This window comes from Nocardioides sp. NPDC057577 (assembly GCF_042801335.1).
GTDB lineage: Bacteria > Actinomycetota > Actinomycetes > Propionibacteriales > Nocardioidaceae > Nocardioides.
Map to the genome: position 1 here is coordinate 1 of NZ_JBHVGB010000131.1, position 17,362 is coordinate 17,362.

At 70.3% G+C, this 17,362-nt stretch carries 19 protein-coding genes; 9 read left to right on the forward strand and 10 right to left on the reverse strand.

The window, feature by feature from the left end:
* Positions 1-88 precede the first annotated feature (88 nt).
* The 8 genes from ACFU7D_RS21500 to bioB are packed head-to-tail and all read right to left on the reverse strand — an operon-like array spanning position 89 to position 7,519.
* Positions 89-481 carry a Fur family transcriptional regulator gene (locus ACFU7D_RS21500; RefSeq protein WP_091048587.1) on the reverse strand — a complete coding sequence of 131 codons (393 nt, stop codon included), beginning with the start codon at positions 479-481 and terminating at the stop codon, positions 89-91.
* The gene (locus ACFU7D_RS21505; RefSeq protein WP_378730630.1) at positions 468-1,487 is read right to left on the reverse strand and encodes a metal ABC transporter permease; all 1,020 of its coding nucleotides are present in this window, start codon (positions 1,485-1,487) and stop codon (positions 468-470) included. The genes ACFU7D_RS21500 and ACFU7D_RS21505 overlap by 14 nt, the downstream gene beginning before the upstream one ends.
* Positions 1,487-2,257, reverse strand: coding sequence for a metal ABC transporter ATP-binding protein (locus tag ACFU7D_RS21510; protein WP_378870941.1), 771 nt, complete (start codon positions 2,255-2,257; stop codon positions 1,487-1,489). The genes ACFU7D_RS21505 and ACFU7D_RS21510 overlap by 1 nt, the downstream gene beginning before the upstream one ends.
* Before the next feature lie 38 nt (positions 2,258-2,295).
* The gene (locus tag ACFU7D_RS21515; protein ID WP_378870944.1) at positions 2,296-3,270 is read right to left on the reverse strand and encodes a metal ABC transporter substrate-binding protein; all 975 of its coding nucleotides are present in this window, start codon (positions 3,268-3,270) and stop codon (positions 2,296-2,298) included.
* Positions 3,271-3,281: 11 nt separating this feature from the next.
* A complete protein-coding gene (gene bioD / locus ACFU7D_RS21520) occupies positions 3,282-3,929 on the reverse strand; it encodes a dethiobiotin synthase (protein WP_378870947.1) in 648 nt (215 codons plus the stop codon).
* The gene (locus tag ACFU7D_RS21525) at positions 3,926-5,044 is read right to left on the reverse strand and encodes an 8-amino-7-oxononanoate synthase (protein WP_378870949.1); all 1,119 of its coding nucleotides are present in this window, start codon (positions 5,042-5,044) and stop codon (positions 3,926-3,928) included. The genes bioD and ACFU7D_RS21525 overlap by 4 nt, the downstream gene beginning before the upstream one ends.
* Complete coding sequence (gene bioA / locus ACFU7D_RS21530; RefSeq protein WP_378870952.1) at positions 5,044-6,351, reverse strand: adenosylmethionine--8-amino-7-oxononanoate transaminase; 1,308 nt, start codon at positions 6,349-6,351, stop codon at positions 5,044-5,046. The genes ACFU7D_RS21525 and bioA overlap by 1 nt, the downstream gene beginning before the upstream one ends.
* Complete coding sequence (gene bioB, locus ACFU7D_RS21535; protein ID WP_378870954.1) at positions 6,344-7,519, reverse strand: biotin synthase BioB; 1,176 nt, start codon at positions 7,517-7,519, stop codon at positions 6,344-6,346. The genes bioA and bioB overlap by 8 nt, the downstream gene beginning before the upstream one ends.
* 119 nt (positions 7,520-7,638) lie before the next feature.
* Between bioB and ACFU7D_RS21540 the strand changes: the two genes are divergently transcribed.
* The 5 genes from ACFU7D_RS21540 (at position 7,639) to ACFU7D_RS21560 (ending at position 11,431) form a co-directional block, all read left to right on the forward strand.
* Positions 7,639-8,874 (forward strand): alpha/beta fold hydrolase, encoded by a 1,236-nt coding sequence (locus tag ACFU7D_RS21540; protein ID WP_378870956.1) that lies wholly within the window; start codon positions 7,639-7,641, stop codon positions 8,872-8,874.
* 78 nt (positions 8,875-8,952) lie between these two features.
* Positions 8,953-9,423, forward strand: a complete 471-nt coding sequence (locus tag ACFU7D_RS21545) for a hypothetical protein (RefSeq protein WP_378870957.1) — start codon at positions 8,953-8,955, stop codon at positions 9,421-9,423.
* Between the two features lie 25 nt (positions 9,424-9,448).
* Entirely contained in the window at positions 9,449-9,994 is a 546-nt protein-coding gene (locus ACFU7D_RS21550) for a GrpB family protein (protein WP_378870960.1), read from the forward strand.
* A complete protein-coding gene (uppS, locus tag ACFU7D_RS21555) occupies positions 9,994-10,662 on the forward strand; it encodes a polyprenyl diphosphate synthase (RefSeq protein ID WP_378870963.1) in 669 nt (222 codons plus the stop codon). The genes ACFU7D_RS21550 and uppS overlap by 1 nt, the downstream gene beginning before the upstream one ends.
* Positions 10,663-10,774: 112 nt before the next feature.
* Complete coding sequence (locus ACFU7D_RS21560; protein WP_378870966.1) at positions 10,775-11,431, forward strand: HAD family hydrolase; 657 nt, start codon at positions 10,775-10,777, stop codon at positions 11,429-11,431.
* Positions 11,432-11,442: 11 nt separating this feature from the next.
* Here the strand turns inward: ACFU7D_RS21560 and ACFU7D_RS21565 are convergent, their stop codons facing one another.
* Both ACFU7D_RS21565 and ACFU7D_RS21570 read right to left on the reverse strand, forming a co-directional pair.
* Positions 11,443-11,775 carry a hypothetical protein gene (locus ACFU7D_RS21565; protein ID WP_378870969.1) on the reverse strand — a complete coding sequence of 111 codons (333 nt, stop codon included), beginning with the start codon at positions 11,773-11,775 and terminating at the stop codon, positions 11,443-11,445.
* A 42-nt stretch (positions 11,776-11,817) separates the two neighbouring features.
* Positions 11,818-12,684 (reverse strand): hypothetical protein, encoded by an 867-nt coding sequence (locus tag ACFU7D_RS21570; protein WP_378870972.1) that lies wholly within the window; start codon positions 12,682-12,684, stop codon positions 11,818-11,820.
* Positions 12,685-12,840: 156 nt separating this feature from the next.
* Here ACFU7D_RS21570 and ACFU7D_RS21575 point away from each other — a divergent pair, with 156 nt between their 5' ends.
* The 4 genes from ACFU7D_RS21575 (at position 12,841) to ACFU7D_RS21590 (ending at position 17,333) form a co-directional block, all read left to right on the forward strand.
* Positions 12,841-14,241 (forward strand): glycine--tRNA ligase, encoded by a 1,401-nt coding sequence (locus ACFU7D_RS21575; RefSeq protein WP_378730659.1) that lies wholly within the window; start codon positions 12,841-12,843, stop codon positions 14,239-14,241.
* Positions 14,242-14,335: 94 nt separating this feature from the next.
* A complete protein-coding gene (locus tag ACFU7D_RS21580) occupies positions 14,336-15,019 on the forward strand; it encodes a hypothetical protein (protein WP_378870974.1) in 684 nt (227 codons plus the stop codon).
* Between the two features lie 39 nt (positions 15,020-15,058).
* Positions 15,059-16,195: a tRNA dihydrouridine synthase DusB gene (gene dusB / locus ACFU7D_RS21585; protein ID WP_378730663.1), complete on the forward strand. Its 1,137-nt coding sequence runs from the start codon at positions 15,059-15,061 to the stop codon at positions 16,193-16,195.
* Between the two features lie 235 nt (positions 16,196-16,430).
* Positions 16,431-17,333 carry a mucin-2 protein gene (locus ACFU7D_RS21590; protein ID WP_378870976.1) on the forward strand — a complete coding sequence of 301 codons (903 nt, stop codon included), beginning with the start codon at positions 16,431-16,433 and terminating at the stop codon, positions 17,331-17,333.
* Positions 17,334-17,362 lie beyond the last annotated feature (29 nt).

Genomic DNA, 17,362 nt, shown 5'->3' on the forward strand with positions numbered 1-17,362 from the left:
CGTGTCGAGACCAACACAGTGAGGTCGCGCTAGACGGACTGTGTTGGTCTCGACACGCTCGCTGGCGCTCGCGGCTCGACCAGCCGAGCTAACGGCAGTCGGTGCAGGTGCCGAAGATCTCCAGGGTGTGGGAGACGTCGGTGAAGCCGTTGTCCTCGGCCATGGTCTTGGTCCAGCGCTCGACGGCGGGGCCCTCGACCTCGACGGTGCGGCCGCACTGACGGCAGACCAGGTGATGGTGGTGGGTGTCGGAGCAGCGGCGGTAGATCGTCTCGCCGTCCTCGGAGCGCATCGCGTCGACCGCGCCGGCCTCGGCCAGCGCGGTCAGCGTGCGGTAGACGGTGGCCAGGCCGACGGTGCCGTCGAGACGGGAGTGGATCTCCTGGGCGGAGTGGAAGCCGTCATAGGTCCGTAGTGCCTCGGCCACGGCGAGCCGCTGTTTGGTGGGGCGCAGGGAGCTCGGGGGATCAATGCTCGTCATAGTGCTCTCCCTCGGCACCGACGTGCGCCGCGTGCCGGTGCCCGTCGTGGATGTAGTCGACGTGGTCGCCGTGCTCGACCGCGACGTGGCCGCACTTCTCGCCGTGGTGGTGCGGGTGTGCCTCGTCGACCGGCTTCTCCACGGGCGCGGTCTCCGGGAACGGGGCCACGAGCGCCCGCCGGCGGCGTAGCCAGGCACCGATCGGCCAGACCAGGAAGAACCCGGCCAGGGCGACCAGCACGATGCTGGGGCCCGGCTGGACGTTGGCACCGGTGCGGGAGAGCGCGGCCGCGAGCACCAGACCGCCGACCGAGGCGACCAGACCTGCACCCATGGCACCGAGCAGCGTCATCCGGAACGACCGGGTCAGCTGCTGCACGATCGCAACGGGTACGACCATGAGGGCGGAGACGAGCAGCAGCCCGACGGTGCGCATCGCGATCACCACGCTCAGGGCAGCGAGCACGGCGACGAGGATGGAGTAGAACCGCACCGGTAGCCCGGCGACCTTGGCGTAGTCGGCGTCCTGGGAGACCGCGAACAGCTGTGGTGAGAGGCCGACGCAGATCACGATCAGTACGACCGCGAGGGCCATCGTCACGAGCAGGTCGTCGACCGAGATCGTCAGGATCGAGCCGAAGAGGAACTCCTGGAGCCGGGAGGCGCCGGTGCCGGCGAGCCCGGTGACGAAGACGCCGCCGGCGAGCCCGCCGTAGAAGAGCATCGCCAGGGCGACGTCGCCTTCGGCGTGGCCGCGCTCGCGCACGATCTCGATGACCACGGCCCCGGCGATGGCCACGATCACCGCGGCCCAGGTCGGCGAGGTCTGGGTCCACAGGCCGATCGCGACGCCGGTGACGGCGACGTGACCGATGCCGTCACCCATCAGCGCCAGTCGCCGCTGCACGATGTAGGTGCCGACGGCCGGCGCCGCGATCCCGACGAGGAACGCCGCGATCAGGGCCCGCTGCATGAACGGCACCGAGAAGAGCTCAAGGAGAGTCATCAGAGCTCCTTGAGGGGGGTCGGGACGGCGGCGTTGGGCTCGGGGGTCGAGGCGTCGTCGCAGTGGACGTGCCCGGCGTCGAAGCCCTGGGCGTGGACGTCGGCGTCGGAGAGGGGCTGGCCGTCGTAGGCCTTGCGTCCGTCGCGCATGACGACGGCGCGGTCGACCAGCGGAGCCAGCGGCCCGAGCTCGTGGGCGACCAGCACGATCGTGGCGCCCGCTTCCTTGAGGCGGCCGAGAGCCCCGGCCAGCGCGTGCTGGTTGGGCAGGTCGACGCCGGCGGTGGGCTCGTCGAGGAGCAGCAGCTCGGGACGGCCGGCGAGCGCCCGCGCGATCAGCACCCGCTGGTGCTGGCCGCCGGAGAGCTGGGCGACCCCGCGGTGGGCGTACGCATCCATCCCGACCACCTCGAGCGCTGCCCGGATCGCGGCCCGGTCGGCGCTGCGCAGCGGCCGCAGCAGCTTGCGGTGGGTGAGCCGGCCGGAGGCGACGACCTCCCAGACCGATGCGGGTACGCCGCCGGTGGCGGTGCTTCGCTGCGGCACGTAGCCGACGCGGGACCAGTCGTGGAAGCCGGCCAGCGGACGGCCGAACAGCTCCAGGCGACCGGCTGAGAGCGGGTTGAGGCCGACCAGCGTGCGTACGAGCGTCGACTTGCCGGAGCCGTTGGCGCCCATCAGCGCGACGAACTCACCGCGCTTGACCGTCAGGTCCACGTCGCGCAGGACGGGGCGTCCGGACAGCGCGACATCCCCGTGCAGGAGCTGCACGGGGACATCGGAGGGAACGGTGCTGTTCCCGTTGGGATTCACTGACAACCGTTGGCCGCCTTCAGAGCGTCGAGGTTCTGGCGCATGAGGGAAAGGTAGTCCTCTCCCTCGGTGTCTGCCGAGAGGCCCTCGATCGGATCGAGCACGGCGGTCTCGAGGCCGAGGTCGTCGGCGAGGGTGTCGGCGAGCGCGGTGCTGACCAGACGCTCGGAGAAGATCGTGGTCACGCCGTGCTCCTTGGCGTGCTCGCCGATCTCGGCGAGCTGGGCCGGGTTGGGCTCGGCGTCGGGGGTCAGGCCGGCGATCGACTCGAACTCCAGGCCGTACTTGTCCAGGTAGCCGAAGGCGTCGTGGGAGACGACGACGTCCTTGATCTTGCACTGCGCCAGGCCGGCCTTGAACTCCTCGTCGACCTTCGTCAGGTCCTCGGTGAGCGACTTCGCGTTGGCCTCGTAGGTCTCGGCGTTGTCGGGGTCGGCCTCGACCAGAGCGTCGCGGACGCTCTCGGCGTACTGCGCCATCAGCAGCGGGTCGTGCCAGAAGTGCGGGTCGGTCTCGCCGTGGTCGTGCTCGTCCCCGGCCGCCTCCTCGCCCTCGTGACCTTCCTCGTGGCCCTCCTCATGACCTTCCTCGGCCTTGCGGAGCTCGACGACCTTCTCGACGTCGACGACCTCACCCTTGACGTCCTGCTCGACCGCGTCGTCGACGGCGGGCTGGAAGCCGTGCTCGGTGAGGATCAGGTCGGCACTCTGCAGCGCGGCGGTCTGGTTGATGCTGAGCTCGAGGTCGTGCGGCTCGACGCCCGGCTTGGTGAGGGGAGTGACCTCGGCGAGGTCCCCCGCTACTCGCTCCGCGACGAACTCCAGCGGGTAGAACGCGGCTGCGACCTGGACCTTCCCCGAGTCTGATCCGGAGGCGGAGGAACCGGAGTCGTCGGAGAGGGCGGCACAGCCCGAGGTGAGCAGGAGCGCGCCGACAGCAAGGAGGCCGGCGGAGCGAGCAGTGGGGGTCATGAGAACCATTCTCAGACTAGTTGAGAATGGTTGTCAATTCCTTCCGGGATGCCGAACAGCAGGGGTACGCCGGTCACCCGGGGGAGGTCGATGCGGTTGCACCGCTCGGCCAGGCCCGGATCGCCGGGCCAGGAGCCGATGATCAGCCCGTCGGGCTCGTAGCCACGAGCGCGCAGCGCGGCCACGGTCAGCTCGGTGTGGTTGAGGGTGCCCAGGCCGGCCGCGGTGACGACGACGAACGAGGTGGGTGTGCCGCCGACGAGGAGCGCATCGGCGAGGTCCAGGAGCGTGCCGCCGTCGGTGTCCAGGCGCACCAGCAGACCACCGGCACCCTCGACCAGGACGAGATCGTTGTCCCTGGTCAGCGCCGCGATCGTCGGAGCGTACGCAGCGACCGGCGGGATCTCCACCCCGGCCCGCCGGGCAGCGGTGTCGGGTGCGAGCGGCTCCTCGAGACTGGTCAGCTCGTGGACCTCGATCCCGGTCAGCCGGCGGATCTCGGCCGCGTCGCAGTCGCCGTCGGCGGTGCCGGTCTGCACCGGTTTCACGACCGCGACCTTCTCACCGTCGGTGCGTGCCCGGGAGGCCAGCGTCGCCGTCGCGACGGTCTTGCCGACGCCGGTGTTGGTGCCGGTGACGATGACGACCCGCCCACTCATCCGACCTCACCCACGATCGTGTCAATGGCCTTGACCGCCCGGTCCCACTCCTCGTCGGTGACCCCCGCGCCGGCGGTCACCCGCAGCCGGGAGACCCCGTCGGGGACCGAGGGTGGCCGGAAGCAGCCGACGCGTACGCCCTCGGTGAGCAGGTCCGCCTGCGCTGCGACCGCTGCCTCGGGCGACGGCATCGGCACCGACAGCACCGCGCCGGCGGGGGCCTGGATGCCCAGGGTCCCGGCCAGCCCGGTGACGCGAGCGCGGATGGTGTCGGCGAGGTCCGGGCGCGACCGCGCGACCCGTGCCGCGGCCAGCGCCGCGGCGGCAGGGGCCGGAGCCAGGCCGGTGTCGAAGATGAACGGTCGGGCGGTGTTGACCAGGTGGTCCAGAACCGCTCGCGGCCCCAGCACCGCACCGCCCTGGCTGCCCAGGCTCTTGGACAGCGTTGCGGTGACGAGCACGTCGGGGCGCCCGGCGAGTCCGCGCCGGTGGACGAGCCCTGGGCCGTGCACGCCGACGCCGTGGGCCTCGTCGACGACGAGCAGCGCGCCGTACGCCGCGCACACCTCGGCCAGCTCGACGAGCGATGCCTCGTCACCGAGCACGGAGTAGACCGACTCGGCGAGCACGAGGCTGCGTACGCCCGGCCGGGCGGCCAGCGCTGCGTGCACCGCGGCCACGTTGTTGTGCGGGACGACCGTCAGCTGGGCCCGGGAGAGCCTGACGGCATCGATCAGTGAGGCGTGGATGTGCGCGTCGGAGACGATGTGGGCGGTCCGGTCGGCCAGCGCGGTGATCACCGAGAGGTTGGCGTGGTAGCCGGTCGAGAAGGTCAGCGCGCCCGGCTGTCCCAGCCAGTCGGCGAGCTCGTCCTCCAGGTCGCCGTGCAGCGTCAAGGTGCCCGTGACCAGCCTCGACGCACCCGCGCCGCCACCCCAGAGCATGGCCGCGTCGGCCGCGGCGCGGCGTACGTCCGGATGCCCCGACAACCCCAGGTAGTCGTTGCCGGCCAGGTCGATGGTGGCGTCCCCGGCGCTGCGTGGCCGCAGCCGACGGGTCAGTCCTGCCTCCTCGCGCGCCGTGGCCGCGTCGGCCAGCCAGGTCTCCCAGCTCATCAGGCCACCTCCGCGGCCGCGCCGACGGCGCGGCAGATCCGGGCGAGGTCGTCCTCGTCGGTGACGTAGGGCGGCATCGTGTAGATCAGGTCGCGGAACGGCCGGATCCAGACGCCTTCGCGCAGTGCGGCATCGGTGGCCTTGGCGACATCGACGGGGTGGTCGAGCTGGACCACGCCGATCGCGCCGAGGACGCGGACGTCACTGACGTTCGGCAGCCCGGAGAGGGGGGAGAGGCCCGCCGCGAGTGCGTCGGAGACCCGGGCCACGTCCTGCTCCCAGCCGCGAGCGGCCAGCAGGTCGAGCGATGCCAGGGCGACCGCGCAGGCGAGCGGGTTGCCCATGAAGGTGGGCCCGTGCATGAGCACGCCCGACTCGCTCCGGGAGATCGCGTGCGCGACCTCGGAGGTGGTCAGCACGGCGGCCAAGGTCAGGTAGCCGCCGGTCAGCGCCTTGCCGATGCAGAGGATGTCCGGTGTGACCTGCGAGGACACGAACAGCGAACCGGTGCGGCCGAGGCCGGTGGCGATCTCGTCGAAGATCAGCACCAGCCCGTGCTCGTCGGCGATCTCGCGGAGCACGACCAGGCAGCGGTCGTCGTAGACCCACATCCCGCCCGCGCCCTGGAGCCGCGGCTCGAGGATGATCCCGGCGAGCTCGTGCGCGTGGGCCTCGGCGACCCGGCGTACGCCTGAAGCCCACGCCTCCACGTCACCACCCGGTGCGGGCGGACGCTCGGCGAAGACCTGCGGCGCGAGCATCTCGGTGAACATCGAGTGCATCCCGCCGACCGGGTCGCACGTGCTCATGCAGCCGAACGTGTCGCCGTGGTAGCCGCCGCGCACGGTCAGCAGCTTGGTCCGCTCCGGCCGCCCGCGGCCGCGCTGGCTCTGCAGCGCCATCTTGATCGCCACCTCGACGCTCACCGACCCGGAGTCGGCGAGAAAGACGTGCTGCAGCGGCTCAGGTGTGATCGAGACGAGCCGCTCGGCGAGGTCGATCGCCGGTGCGTGGGTCAGGCCGCCGAACATCACGTGCGCCATCCGGCCGGCCTGCTCGGCGAGCGCGGCGTCCAGCTCGGGCACCCGGTAGCCGTGGACCGCCGACCACCACGACGACATCGCGTCGACGACCTCGAGGCGCTCACCGCCGTCGTCGAGGTGGAGACGTACGCCCTCGGCGCCGGTGACGAGCTGTACCGGCGCCGGGTCGGTCATCGAGGTGTAGGGGTGCCAGAGGTGCTCGCGGTCGAAGGCGAGCAGGTCGGCGCGCCGATCAACGCCCGGTTCAACCCCCGGATCAAGCATTCGCAGCGACATCGGTCCCCGCTCCGCGGCGCCGGATGACCGGGCCGTCCTGGTCGTCGTGGCTGCCGCACGCTCCGCCGGAGGCAGAGCCGCAGCCGTCGCCACAGCTGCTGCCGCAGCCACCGCCCGCGACCCGGCCGGCCGCCTTGGTGCGGTGCTCCTCGATGAGGTCGCCGAACCCGCTCTCGTCCATGCCGAGGATGATGAACCCGTTGTCACGCAGCATCTCCAGGTCGGCCAGCGCGTCCTGCCCCTCGGAGGTCAGGTAGTCGCCGAGGAAGATCGAGTTGGCGACCTGCAGCGCGGTGGCCTGCAGCGAGCGCAGGTGCATCTCGCGCCCGCCCGCGATCCGGATCTCCTTGTCCGGGCAGACGAACCGTGCCATCGCCAGGATCTTCACGCACCGGGTGGGGGAGAGCTCCCAGGTGTTCTCGTACGGCGTCCCGTCGAACGGCATCAGGAAGTTCACGGGGATCGAGTCGGCGTCGAGCTCCTTCAGGGCGAAGAGCGCCTCGACGAGCTGCTCGTCGCTCTCGCCCAGGCCCGCGATGAGGCCGGAGCACGGTGAGAGGCCGGCGTCCTTGGCCTTGCCGATCGTGTCGACGCGGTCCTCGTAGGTGTGGGTCTGGACGATGTTGTCGTGGTTGGACTCGGCGGTGTTGATGTTGTGGTTGTACGCATCCACCCCGGCGGCCTTGAGCCGCTCGGCCTGGCCACCCTTGAGCAGCCCGAGACAGGCGCAGACCTCGACGCCCTCGTGCGCGTCCTTCAGTGCGGAGGTCATCTCGACGACCTTGTCGATGTCGCGATCGGAGGGACCGCGGCCCGAGGAGACCATGCAGACGCGGGTGGCGCCACCGCGCAGCCCGGCGCCCGCCTGCTCGAGGGTCTCGTCCTTGGAGAGCCAGGAGTACTTCAGCACCGGGGCCTGAGAACCGAGCGCCTGGCTGCAGTAGTTGCAGTTCTCCGGGCACAGCCCCGACTTCAGGTTGACCAGGTAGTTCACCTTGACGGTGTTGCCGAAGTGCTCGCGCCGCAGTCGCCCTGCCGCGGCGACGACGCTCATCAGCTCCGCGTCGGGCGTACGCAGCACGGCCACTGCGTCGTCGGCTGTCGCGGCCCCGCCGGACAGGATCCGGTCGGCAAGCTGGTCGAAGGCTGTCGTCATGTGGTGCGCTCCTCGGCGTGGCAGAACTGAACGACGTTCAGGTGAACGGTGTTCAGGTTAGGTTCTGTCGGGCCGTACCGCAACGCCACGGTCCATCCGAGCGGCACTAGGATCGGCTCGTGCGCATCGAGACGATCCCTGGACTGGTCCTGATCGAGCACGAGATCGAGGTGCCGCTCGACCATCGCGGCGGCGGGCCGGAGACGCTGACCGTCTTCGCCCGCGAGGTGCGCCGCCCGGGCGATCGCGACGACCGCGACGCACTGCTCTTCCTCCAGGGCGGCCCGGGCGGGGAGAGCCCGCGCCCGATCGACCTTCCGATGGTGCCGGGCTGGCTCGAGCGGGCGCTCCGGGACTATCGGGTGATCCTCCTCGACCAGCGCGGGACCGGGCGGTCGACGCCGCTCACCGCGATGACCGGGAGGAGTCCGCAGGAGCAGGCCGACTACCTGGCCCACTTCCGTGCCGACTCGATCGTCGAGGACGCCGAGCTCCTCCGCGCATCCCTGGGCATCGAGCGCTGGTCGCTCCTGGGCCAGTCCTTCGGCGGCTTCTGCTCGCTGCGCTACCTCTCCACCCACCCCGAGTCGCTGCGCGAGGTGCTCTTCACCGGGGGAGTGCCGCCGGTCGGGTTGCCCGTCGATGAGGTCTACGCCGCGACCTTCGCCCGCACCATCGAGCTCACCGAGCGCCACTACGCCCGCTTCCCCGGTGACCGGATGCGGATGCGGGCGCTGGTCGAGCGCTGCGACGCCGGCGAGATCCGGCTCCCGCACGGCGGTCCGCTCTCCGCCCGCCAGGCGCGTTCGATCGGCTGCCAGCTCGGGATGACCGGCGGTTCCGAGCGGATCCACTACCTCCTCGAGCGCGACCCGGCCGGCCTCGGCTTCGGTCACGAGGTCGCCTCGCTGCTGCCCTTCAGTGGGCACTCGCCGCTCTACGTACTCGTCCACGAGGCCTGCTACGCCGATGCTCAGACGACCCGCTGGGCCTCCGCGCGCGTCCAGCCCGCGGCGTACGAGGACCCGACCCTCTTCACCGCCGAGCACCTCTTCCCGTGGCACCTGAGCGAGGACCCGCTGCTGGCTCCCTTCGCCGAGACGGCGGACCTGCTGGCCGAGCGCGAGTGGCCGAGCCTCTACGACCCGTCGGCGCTGGCGTCGGTCGACGTCCCGTGCGCCGCGGCGGTCTACTACGACGACCCCTACGTCCTGCGCGAGCACTCCCTCGCCACCGCCGAGCTGGTCCCCACCCTGCGCCCGTGGATCACCAACGTCCACCTCCACAACGGCGTCCAGGTCGCACCCGACGAGGTCCTGGACCGCCTCATCGCGATGGTCCGCGGACGCGTCTGAGGGTTGACCAACGCTCGGTTCGTCAACGAAGGGCCAACATCCGCGGCAGCGCCCGGCGGGGCCGGGCATCATGACCGCATGAGCTTGCCTGTGACCGCCGTTCGCGCCGCATCCTTCGTGGTCACCATGGTGCTCGTCGGGCTGGTCTATCCCGTGCTTGCCGGACTGGTCTACGCCGGACTCCTGGTTGCCTCCACGACCGGCGACCAAGGCATCGGCGGACCGCTCGCAGGGCCGGTGCTCGTGCTTCTAGGCGCTGCCGTCGGGGCGCTCTGCGTGGCCATCGCCGCGCCCGCGGCGCTCGCGGCACGCGTCGTGGGAGGCCTCAAGGGGGTGCTGGCCGGCTCCGCGACCCTCGTGTTCCTCACCGCCGGAGCGACCTGGTCGGCCTGGCTGCTCTTCGGCCTGTCCGGGAGCCCGGCGGTGACCGCCGCGGTCCTGGTCGTCGCCGCAGCCCCCGCGGCGCTCGTGCTCGCGCTCTCCGACGCCGTCGCCGGGTTCGTCACCGGCCTGCGCCTTCGGCCACGGCCCCTCGCCGCCGAAGCCTGAGCGGACCTGCGAGACTCTGGTTCCTGTGAGCATCGAGGTAGTGGCGTACGACCCGTCGTGGCAGGACCGGTTCGAGAAGGTGGCCGCAGCCTTGCGCGGCGCACTGGCTGACGGCCCGGCGGCGAGCGTCGAGCACGTCGGCTCGACCTCGGTCCCCGGCCTCGCCGCGAAGCCCATCCTCGACGTCGACGTGATCGTCGCGCCGGAGGACGTACCGGCCGCCGTCGCTGCGCTCGAGCGCATCGGCTACGCCCACCGGGGCGACCTCGGCGTAGCCGGCCGCGAGGCCTTCCTCGCTCCCGACGAGGATCCGCGACGCCACGTCTACGTCTGCGCCGCGGGGACGCTCAACGTACGCAACCACCTCGCCGTCCGCGACGTCCTGCGCCGCCGCGACGACCTTCGCGACGAGTACGCAGCGGTGAAGCTGGCGCTGGCCGCCGACCAGGCGATGGATATCGACACCTATATCGCCCGCAAGTCCGACGTCTTGCAGAAGATCCTCGCCGCCTCCGACCTGACCGACGTCGAGCGCCGCCGGATCCTCTCGCTCAACGACCCGAGCCGCTGATGCTGCCGATCCACGTCGGCGTCGTGATGGACGGCAACCGCCGCTGGGCGAAGAAGGCCGGTTTCGCGAACCCTGGCGCCGGCCACGACGTCGGCGCCGACCACGTCGAGGACCTGCTGGGCTGGTGCACCCGTCGGGGGATCGACCACCTCACCTCCTACGTCCTCTCCGCCGACAACATCCGGAAGCGCCCGAAGTCCCAGGTCGACCACCTGTTCGGCATCCTGGCCGACAAGCTCCCGCAGACCGTCGTACGCAGCGACCGCTGGGCCCTCCACGTCTCCGGCGACCTCTCCCTGCTGCCCGCGGGCGCGGCCGATGCGCTGCGTGCGGCCGAGAAGGAGACCGCCGATCGCCCCGCCCATCTGACGATGGCGATCGGCTACGACCCGCACGGTGACATCGTCGAAGGCATCCGCCGCGCGATCGCCTCGGGCGTCACGGAGATCGACGAACAGACCATCACCGCCGCGCTGCCCGGCGGCCCGGTCAAGGACATCGACCTCGTCATCCGCACCAGCGGCGAGCAGCGCCTCTCCGGCTTCTTCCCCTGGCAGACCTCGAACGCCGAGATCGTCGTCAGCGAGAAGCTCTGGCCCGACTTCACCGAGCACGACTTCGCCGAGGCGCTGGAGCTCTACGCCGAACGCCGGTCGCCCGCCTCCTGACGCCCCGCTTCCGCGCATGTGCACGGAAGTGACGCCGCGGAACGGCGCCCTGGGCGTCAGAACCCCGCACATCCAATGTTTTGGCGGGTGCCACAGCAATAGAGTGGCGTTCGTGCTGCGCGCGATCGTCTTCGACCTCGACGACACGCTGGTGGATCAGGCCGGGGCCGCGCGGGCGGCAGTCGTCGGATGGGCGGCAGAGCACGGGATCTCCGGGGACGTCGAGGCCCGCTGGGACGTGGTCTCCGAGCAGCACTACCAGCGCTACCAGCGTCGCGAGATCAGCTTCCAGGAACAGCGTCGGGCACGGACCCGCGAGTTCCTCGGGGCCGATGTCTCCGATGCGGAGGCGGATGCACTGTTCGCCAGCTATCTGACGAGGTACGAGGCGCAGTGGGTCGCCTTCCACGACGCCGCCCCAACGCTCAGCCGGGTGCGCGAGGCCGGTCTCCGCACCGTCGTCCTGACCAACGGCGACGACGCCCACCAGCGCCTCAAGCTCGACCTGACCGGTCTCGCCGCAGAGGTCGACCTCCTCGTCTCGACCTCGACCCTGCCGGCGAGCAAGCCCGATCGGCGGGCCTACCTGCTCACCTGCGAGCGAGCCGGCATCGCCCCTGTGGAGGCGCTGATGGTCGGCAACAGCCTGGCCCACGACGCACTCGGCCCCATCGAGGCCGGTCTCGATGCCGTCCTCCTGGACCGCCATGACGCCCACCCCGATGCGCCTGTGCCCCGGATCGGCTCCCTCCACGACCTGAGCTGGTGACGGCGCTGGGCTCAGAGCCGAAGGGCGTGGGCAGCCATCCGGTAGGCGACCGCGGCCGCCTCGGAGTCGTGGAGCGAGGTGTCGGCCAGAGCCACCTCGGCATGGGCGCGGACGCTGGCGGCCGGGTCACCGGCGAGCAGGTCGGCGCACAGGCCGGCGACCACGCTGTCTGAGTCGTGGTCGTCGAGCTCGTCGAGGACGTTTCCGAGGTCGAGCAGCATCGCCGCCTCCTCGAAGATCTCGCGCAGGGTCTCCTCATCGACCTCGACGCCGGGTCGCGCGGCCGCGACCGCGGCCAGCTCGAGGATCGGGGTGAGCCGGGGATCGAGGTCAGGCATCGCCATGGTGCCCAGCATGGGCCTCCGAGCTCCGGCGGGGCAACGGGGTTAGCCGACCTCGTCGAGGTCGAGACCCATGGGGGACTGATGGGGGATCTCGCCGGAGGCGACGACCGCCTTGGTGAGGGGCCGCAGCAACGTGATGAGGTCGTCGACCTCGCCCGGCTCCAGGGTCGCGTACGCCGTGGCCGCAAGCGCGTCGGTCGTCGACTCGATCGCGGCGTTGGTCTCGCGACCGAGGTCGGTGAGGGACTGGCCGTCGTCGGTGACCAGGCCACGGGAGCGCAGGCCCGAGACGAGGGCGTCCCACTCGCTCTCGTGGATGTTGCGGGAGGTGGCGTAGACCGACGGGGAGGTGCCGTGGGCGAGGGCGTGGAAGACGTGCGACTCCCGCCCGCCGATACCGGCGGCCAACAAGGTGGCGACGTGACCGTCGCCGCGGTGCTCGCGCAGCAGGGTGGCGGCGTGCCAGAGGAGGTCGACGGGATCCGTCGGCACGGGGAGCGAGCGGAGCGCGGCGTACAGAGTGCGGCCCTCCATGGGTGCGCCGAGCGCGGCTCGAGAGGCGAGGGATGCGGCCCGAGCCAGGTCGTCGGAGGAGGCGAGCGGGCCGAGCTGGCGGCGGAGCGCGGCGACCGCACCGGAGCGCCGGGCCTCGTGCGCGGCCTCGGGCGGTGCATACGTCCAGGCGTCGGGAAGCGCCCGGGAGACGTGGGAGAAGGCGAAGTTGTAGAACACCGCGTGGACGACCTCGGCCGGAACGGCGCCCAGCGGAGCCGACCGGGCGGCGAAGTAACCCATCCAGTAGCCGCGGTAGCCGGCCTCCTTGAGCAGGGCGATCGGCTCGGGTGAGAAGTAGCCCACCGCATGGATCGGCTCGAGCAGCTTCCACAGGCGACGCGCGTTCGGGTCCATGCTCAGCGACGCTATCGGCACAGGAGCGAATTGGCCCCGCGGGCGGCGTACATAACAAGATGACACCGTGGATAGGATTTCCCTGTCCTGTGGACTTCCCCCTCAACACCGGGCCCGGCAGCCGGCCGGGCTCACCTCGAGCAGAGAGCATTCATCGTGGCAAAGCCGCCAGCATCCACCCTTGACCTCGTCGTCTCCCTCGCCAAGCGGCGCGGGTTCGTCTTCCCCAGCGGCGAGATCTACGGCGGCACCCGGAGTGCCTGGGACTACGGCCCCCTCGGCGTCGAGCTCAAGGAGAACATCAAGCGCCAGTGGTGGAAGGCGATGGTCCAGCAGCGCGACGACGTCGTCGGCCTCGACTCGAGCATCATCCTGCCGCGCCAGACCTGGGTGGCGAGCGGCCACGTGGAGACGTTCAACGACCCGCTGGTCGAGTGCCAGTCGTGCCACAAGCGCTACCGCTTCGACCACCTCCAGGAGGAGTACGCGGAGAAGAAGGGCATCGAGGACCCCGACACCGTCGTCATCAACGAGGTCGTCGCCTGCCCCAACTGCGGCACCCGTGGCGCCTGGACCGAGCCGCGCGAGTTCTCCGGCATGCTCAAGACCCACCTCGGTGTCCTCGAGGACGAGTCGGGCCTCCACTACCTGCGCCCGGAGACCGCGCAGGGCATCTTCGTGAACTTCGCCAACGTCGTCACGAGCACCCGCCAGAAGCCCCCGTTCGGCATCGCGCAGACCGGCAAGAGCTTCCGCAACGAGATCACGCCGGGCAACTTCATCTTCCGCACCCGTGAGTTCGAGCAGATGGAGATGGAGTTCTTCGTCAAGCCGGGTGAGGACGAGGAGTGGCACCAGTACTGGATCGACGAGCGCACCCGGTGGTACACCGACCTCGGCATCAACCCCGACAACCTGCGCCACTACGAGCACGCCCAGGAGAAGCTGAGCCACTACTCCAAGCGCACCGTCGACATCGAGTACCGGTTCAACTTCCCCGGCAGCGAGTGGGGTGAGCTCGAGGGCGTCGCGAACCGCACCGACTTCGACCTCGGCACCCACATGAAGCACTCGGGCCAGGACCTGCAGTACTTCGACCAGGCCAACAACGAGCGCTACCTGCCCTACGTCATCGAGCCCGCGGCCGGTCTGACCCGCGCGCTGATGACCTTCCTCGTCGACGGCTACGCCGAGGAGGAGGCCCCCAACGCCAAGGGTGGCGTCGACAAGCGGGTCGTGCTCCGCCTCGACCACCGGATCGCGCCGGTCAAGATCGCCGTGCTCCCGCTCAGCCGCAACGAGGCGCTCTCCCCGAAGGCGAAGGCGCTCTCGGCCGAGCTGCGCGCCAACTGGGCCGTCGACTTCGACGACTCCCAGTCGATCGGCAAGCGCTACCGCCGCCAGGACGAGATCGGTACGCCGTACTGCGTCACCGTCGACTTCGACACCCTCGAGGACAACGCGGTCACCATCCGCGAGCGCGACACCATGAAGCAGGAGCGCATCCCGCTCGAGGGCGTGAGCCGCTACTTCGCCGAGCGTCTGATCGGCGCCTGAGGCAGTAGGTCAACGCCGGGCCGTTACCACCTCGTAAACCTTGCAGGGGGCGTCCTGCCGCACGATCTCGAGAAGCGTGCGGCAGGATATCCCCATGCAACGAGCGGGGTCCGTACTCGCCGCATCCGTCACGGGTGCGGTCATGGTCATGTCAGTGATGGGGTGCAGCGGCACGGCGCCGAGGACGAACGCGCCCAAGCCGTCCGAGAGCGCCTCCGCCTCGCCCTCCGCCTCGCCGTCCGCGTCGGCCTCGCCGTCCGCCGGGGCGCTCACCGAGCCCGGTGCCGACCGCAAGCTGGGTGAGACCGCGACCGTCGAGTGGGCGCCCAAGGAGGGTGTCGACGGCAAGCTCTCGATCACCGTCGACAAGCTCGAGTCGACCTCCTACAAGCAGACCTTCTCCGGTTGGAAGCTCGATGAGGCGACGCTGTCACGCGCTCCCTACTTCGTACGCGCCACCATCAAGAACGACGGCAAGACCGACCTCGGTGGCTACGACGCACCGTTGTGGGGTCTCGACGGCGAGGGCAACCTGGTCGAGGCGGCCGCGTTCAAGGAGCCGTTCAAGCCCTGCGACGGCAAGACGTTCCCCAAGCCGTTCGCGCCCGGCACGAGCGTCAAGACCTGCCTGGTCATGCTCGTCCCCGACCAGGGCAAGCTCGTCGGTGTGAGCTTCCGGCCCTACGAGGAGTTCGACCCGATCACCTGGGAGAGCGACCCGACGCCCTACGTAGCCCCCAAGCCCTCGGGCTCTCCCTCTGCCTCGCCGACCTCCTAGAATTTCGTACGCTTCGGGGTTGGCCGGACAATGGAAGGCATGTCCCTTCCCGGCCCTCTCAAGCTCGGCAGCCTGACCGTCGACACCCCTGTGGTGCTCGCGCCGATGGCCGGCGTCACCAACGCCGCCTTCCGGCGCCTGTGCGCCGAGCAGGGTGCGGGTCTCTACGTGTGCGAGATGATCACCTCGCGCGGCCTGGTGGAGGGTGACCAGCACACCAAGGACATGCTCGTCTTCGACGAGGCCGAGACCGTACGCAGCGTGCAGCTCTACGGCACCGACCCGGTCTACGTCGGCAAGGCGACCGAGATCCTCTGCGCCGACTACGGCGTGGCGCACGTCGACCTCAACTTCGGCTGCCCGGTGCCCAAGGTGACCCGCAAGGGCGGCGGGGGAGCGCTGCCCTACAAGCGCGGCCTGCTCGGCGAGATCCTGGAGCATGCCGTGCGCGCGGCGGAGCCCTATGACGTACCGGTGACGATGAAGACCCGCAAGGGCATCGACGAGGCCCACCTGACCTACATGGATGCCGGCCGGATCGCCCAGGAGAGCGGCGCCGCAGCGATCGCGCTGCACGGGCGTACTGTCGCGCAGGCCTACTCCGGCACCGCCGACTGGGACGCCATCGCCGAGCTCAAGGCCTCGGTCGACATCCCGGTGCTCGGCAACGGCGACATCTGGGAGGCGGCCGACGCGATCCGGATGGTCGAGGAGACCGGCGTCGACGGCGTCGTCATCGGCCGCGGCTGCCTGGGCCGCCCCTGGCTCTTCCGGGACCTGGTGGCCGCTTTTGCCGGTGAGACGGTCAACGTCCTGCCGAATCTGGGCGAAGTGACCGACATCATGCGGCGCCACGCCGAGCTGCTCTGCGAGCACATGGGCGAGGAGCGCGGCTGCAAGGAGATCCGCAAGCACATCGCGTGGTACCTCAAGGGCTTCGGCGCCGGTGGTGAGCTGCGCCGGACCCTCGGCCTGGTGAACAGCCTTCAGGACCTCGACGAGATGCTCGCCAAGCTCGACCGGAACGAGCCTTTCCCCTCGTCACAGCTGGGTGCACCGCGTGGGCGCCAGGGTGCGCCGCGGGACAAGGTGGTCCTTCCTGAGGGGTGGCTCGACGACGCCGACGGGCGTGGCTGCGGGTTCGCGGAGAACGTGTCGGAGACCTCCGGCGGCTGAGGCTCCGGGGCTCGTTCGGACGGGTCTCGAGGGGCATTTCGAGCCCTCGGAATCAGTCGCTCGACAGGTACAAAACTACGCAAAAACTCGGTAAGGGAATTGGAATACCCCCTGTCGTGTGTGCTGTACTCATTGCCGTGCCGAGCCCCCACCAGCACAACCCTCGACGGGTTTCATCCGTTGAAACCGTGGGAAAACTCGGGCACAGACCATGTAGTCGAGCAAAGGATTGCGTGTGGCCGGCAGCCACAGAGGCGACACTCGGGCCGTCCGTAAGACCAAATCAATAGTTGCCAGCGCAGGGGTCGCGGTTCTCGCGACAGGCGTCGCAGTCGGCGCCGGAGCCGCATTCGCGGAGCCCACCACCCTGATCGCCAAGAACGCAGGCGCTTCCCTCTCCTCGACCAAGGCCAACGTGCCGAGCACCCGTGACGACGCGCGCGTCGCCGGGGACCGTCGCGAGACCGTCGTCAGCCGTGACGGAGGCGATCGCGATTCGGTCTCCTCGGTCGAGACGCTGACCAAGGGTCCCGAGCAGGTCGAGACCGGCACCGCCAAGGCGGTCAAGCGCTGGACCGAAGAGACGCTCAACCTCTGGTCCGCCTACGGCAAGCATGCAGCCCAGGACGGTGAGATCGAGGCCGGCGAGCTGGTCTACGCGACCGGGCGCACCGAGTCCGGCCGCGACGAGATCATCGTCGACGGCGAGGTCGCCTGGGTGACCAGCGGCCACCTCAGCGACGAGAAGCCCGAGACCACCGGCGTCGCCGCCGGCGTGAGCGCCGCCGCGTGCGGGGACTCCTCGGTCGAGAGCGGTCTGGTCTCCGACGCGGTCACCGTCTACCGCGCGGTCTGCAACGCCTTCCCGGAGGTCGCCTCGATGACCGTCGGTGGCTGGGACGCCCACGGTGAGCACACCTCGGGCAAGGCGCTCGACTTCATGACCGGCGACAAGGCGCTCGGCGACTCGATCGCCGCCTACCTGCAGCAGCACGCAGCCGAGCTCAACCTCTACGACATCATCTGGTACCAGCGGATCTGGACGCCGGTGCGTGCCTCGGAGGGCTGGCGCTCCATGGAGGACCGCGGGTCCGCCACCGCCAACCACTACGACCACGTGCACGTCTCCACGAACTGACGCGACTGGCCTCGAAGACAGGTCGGCCC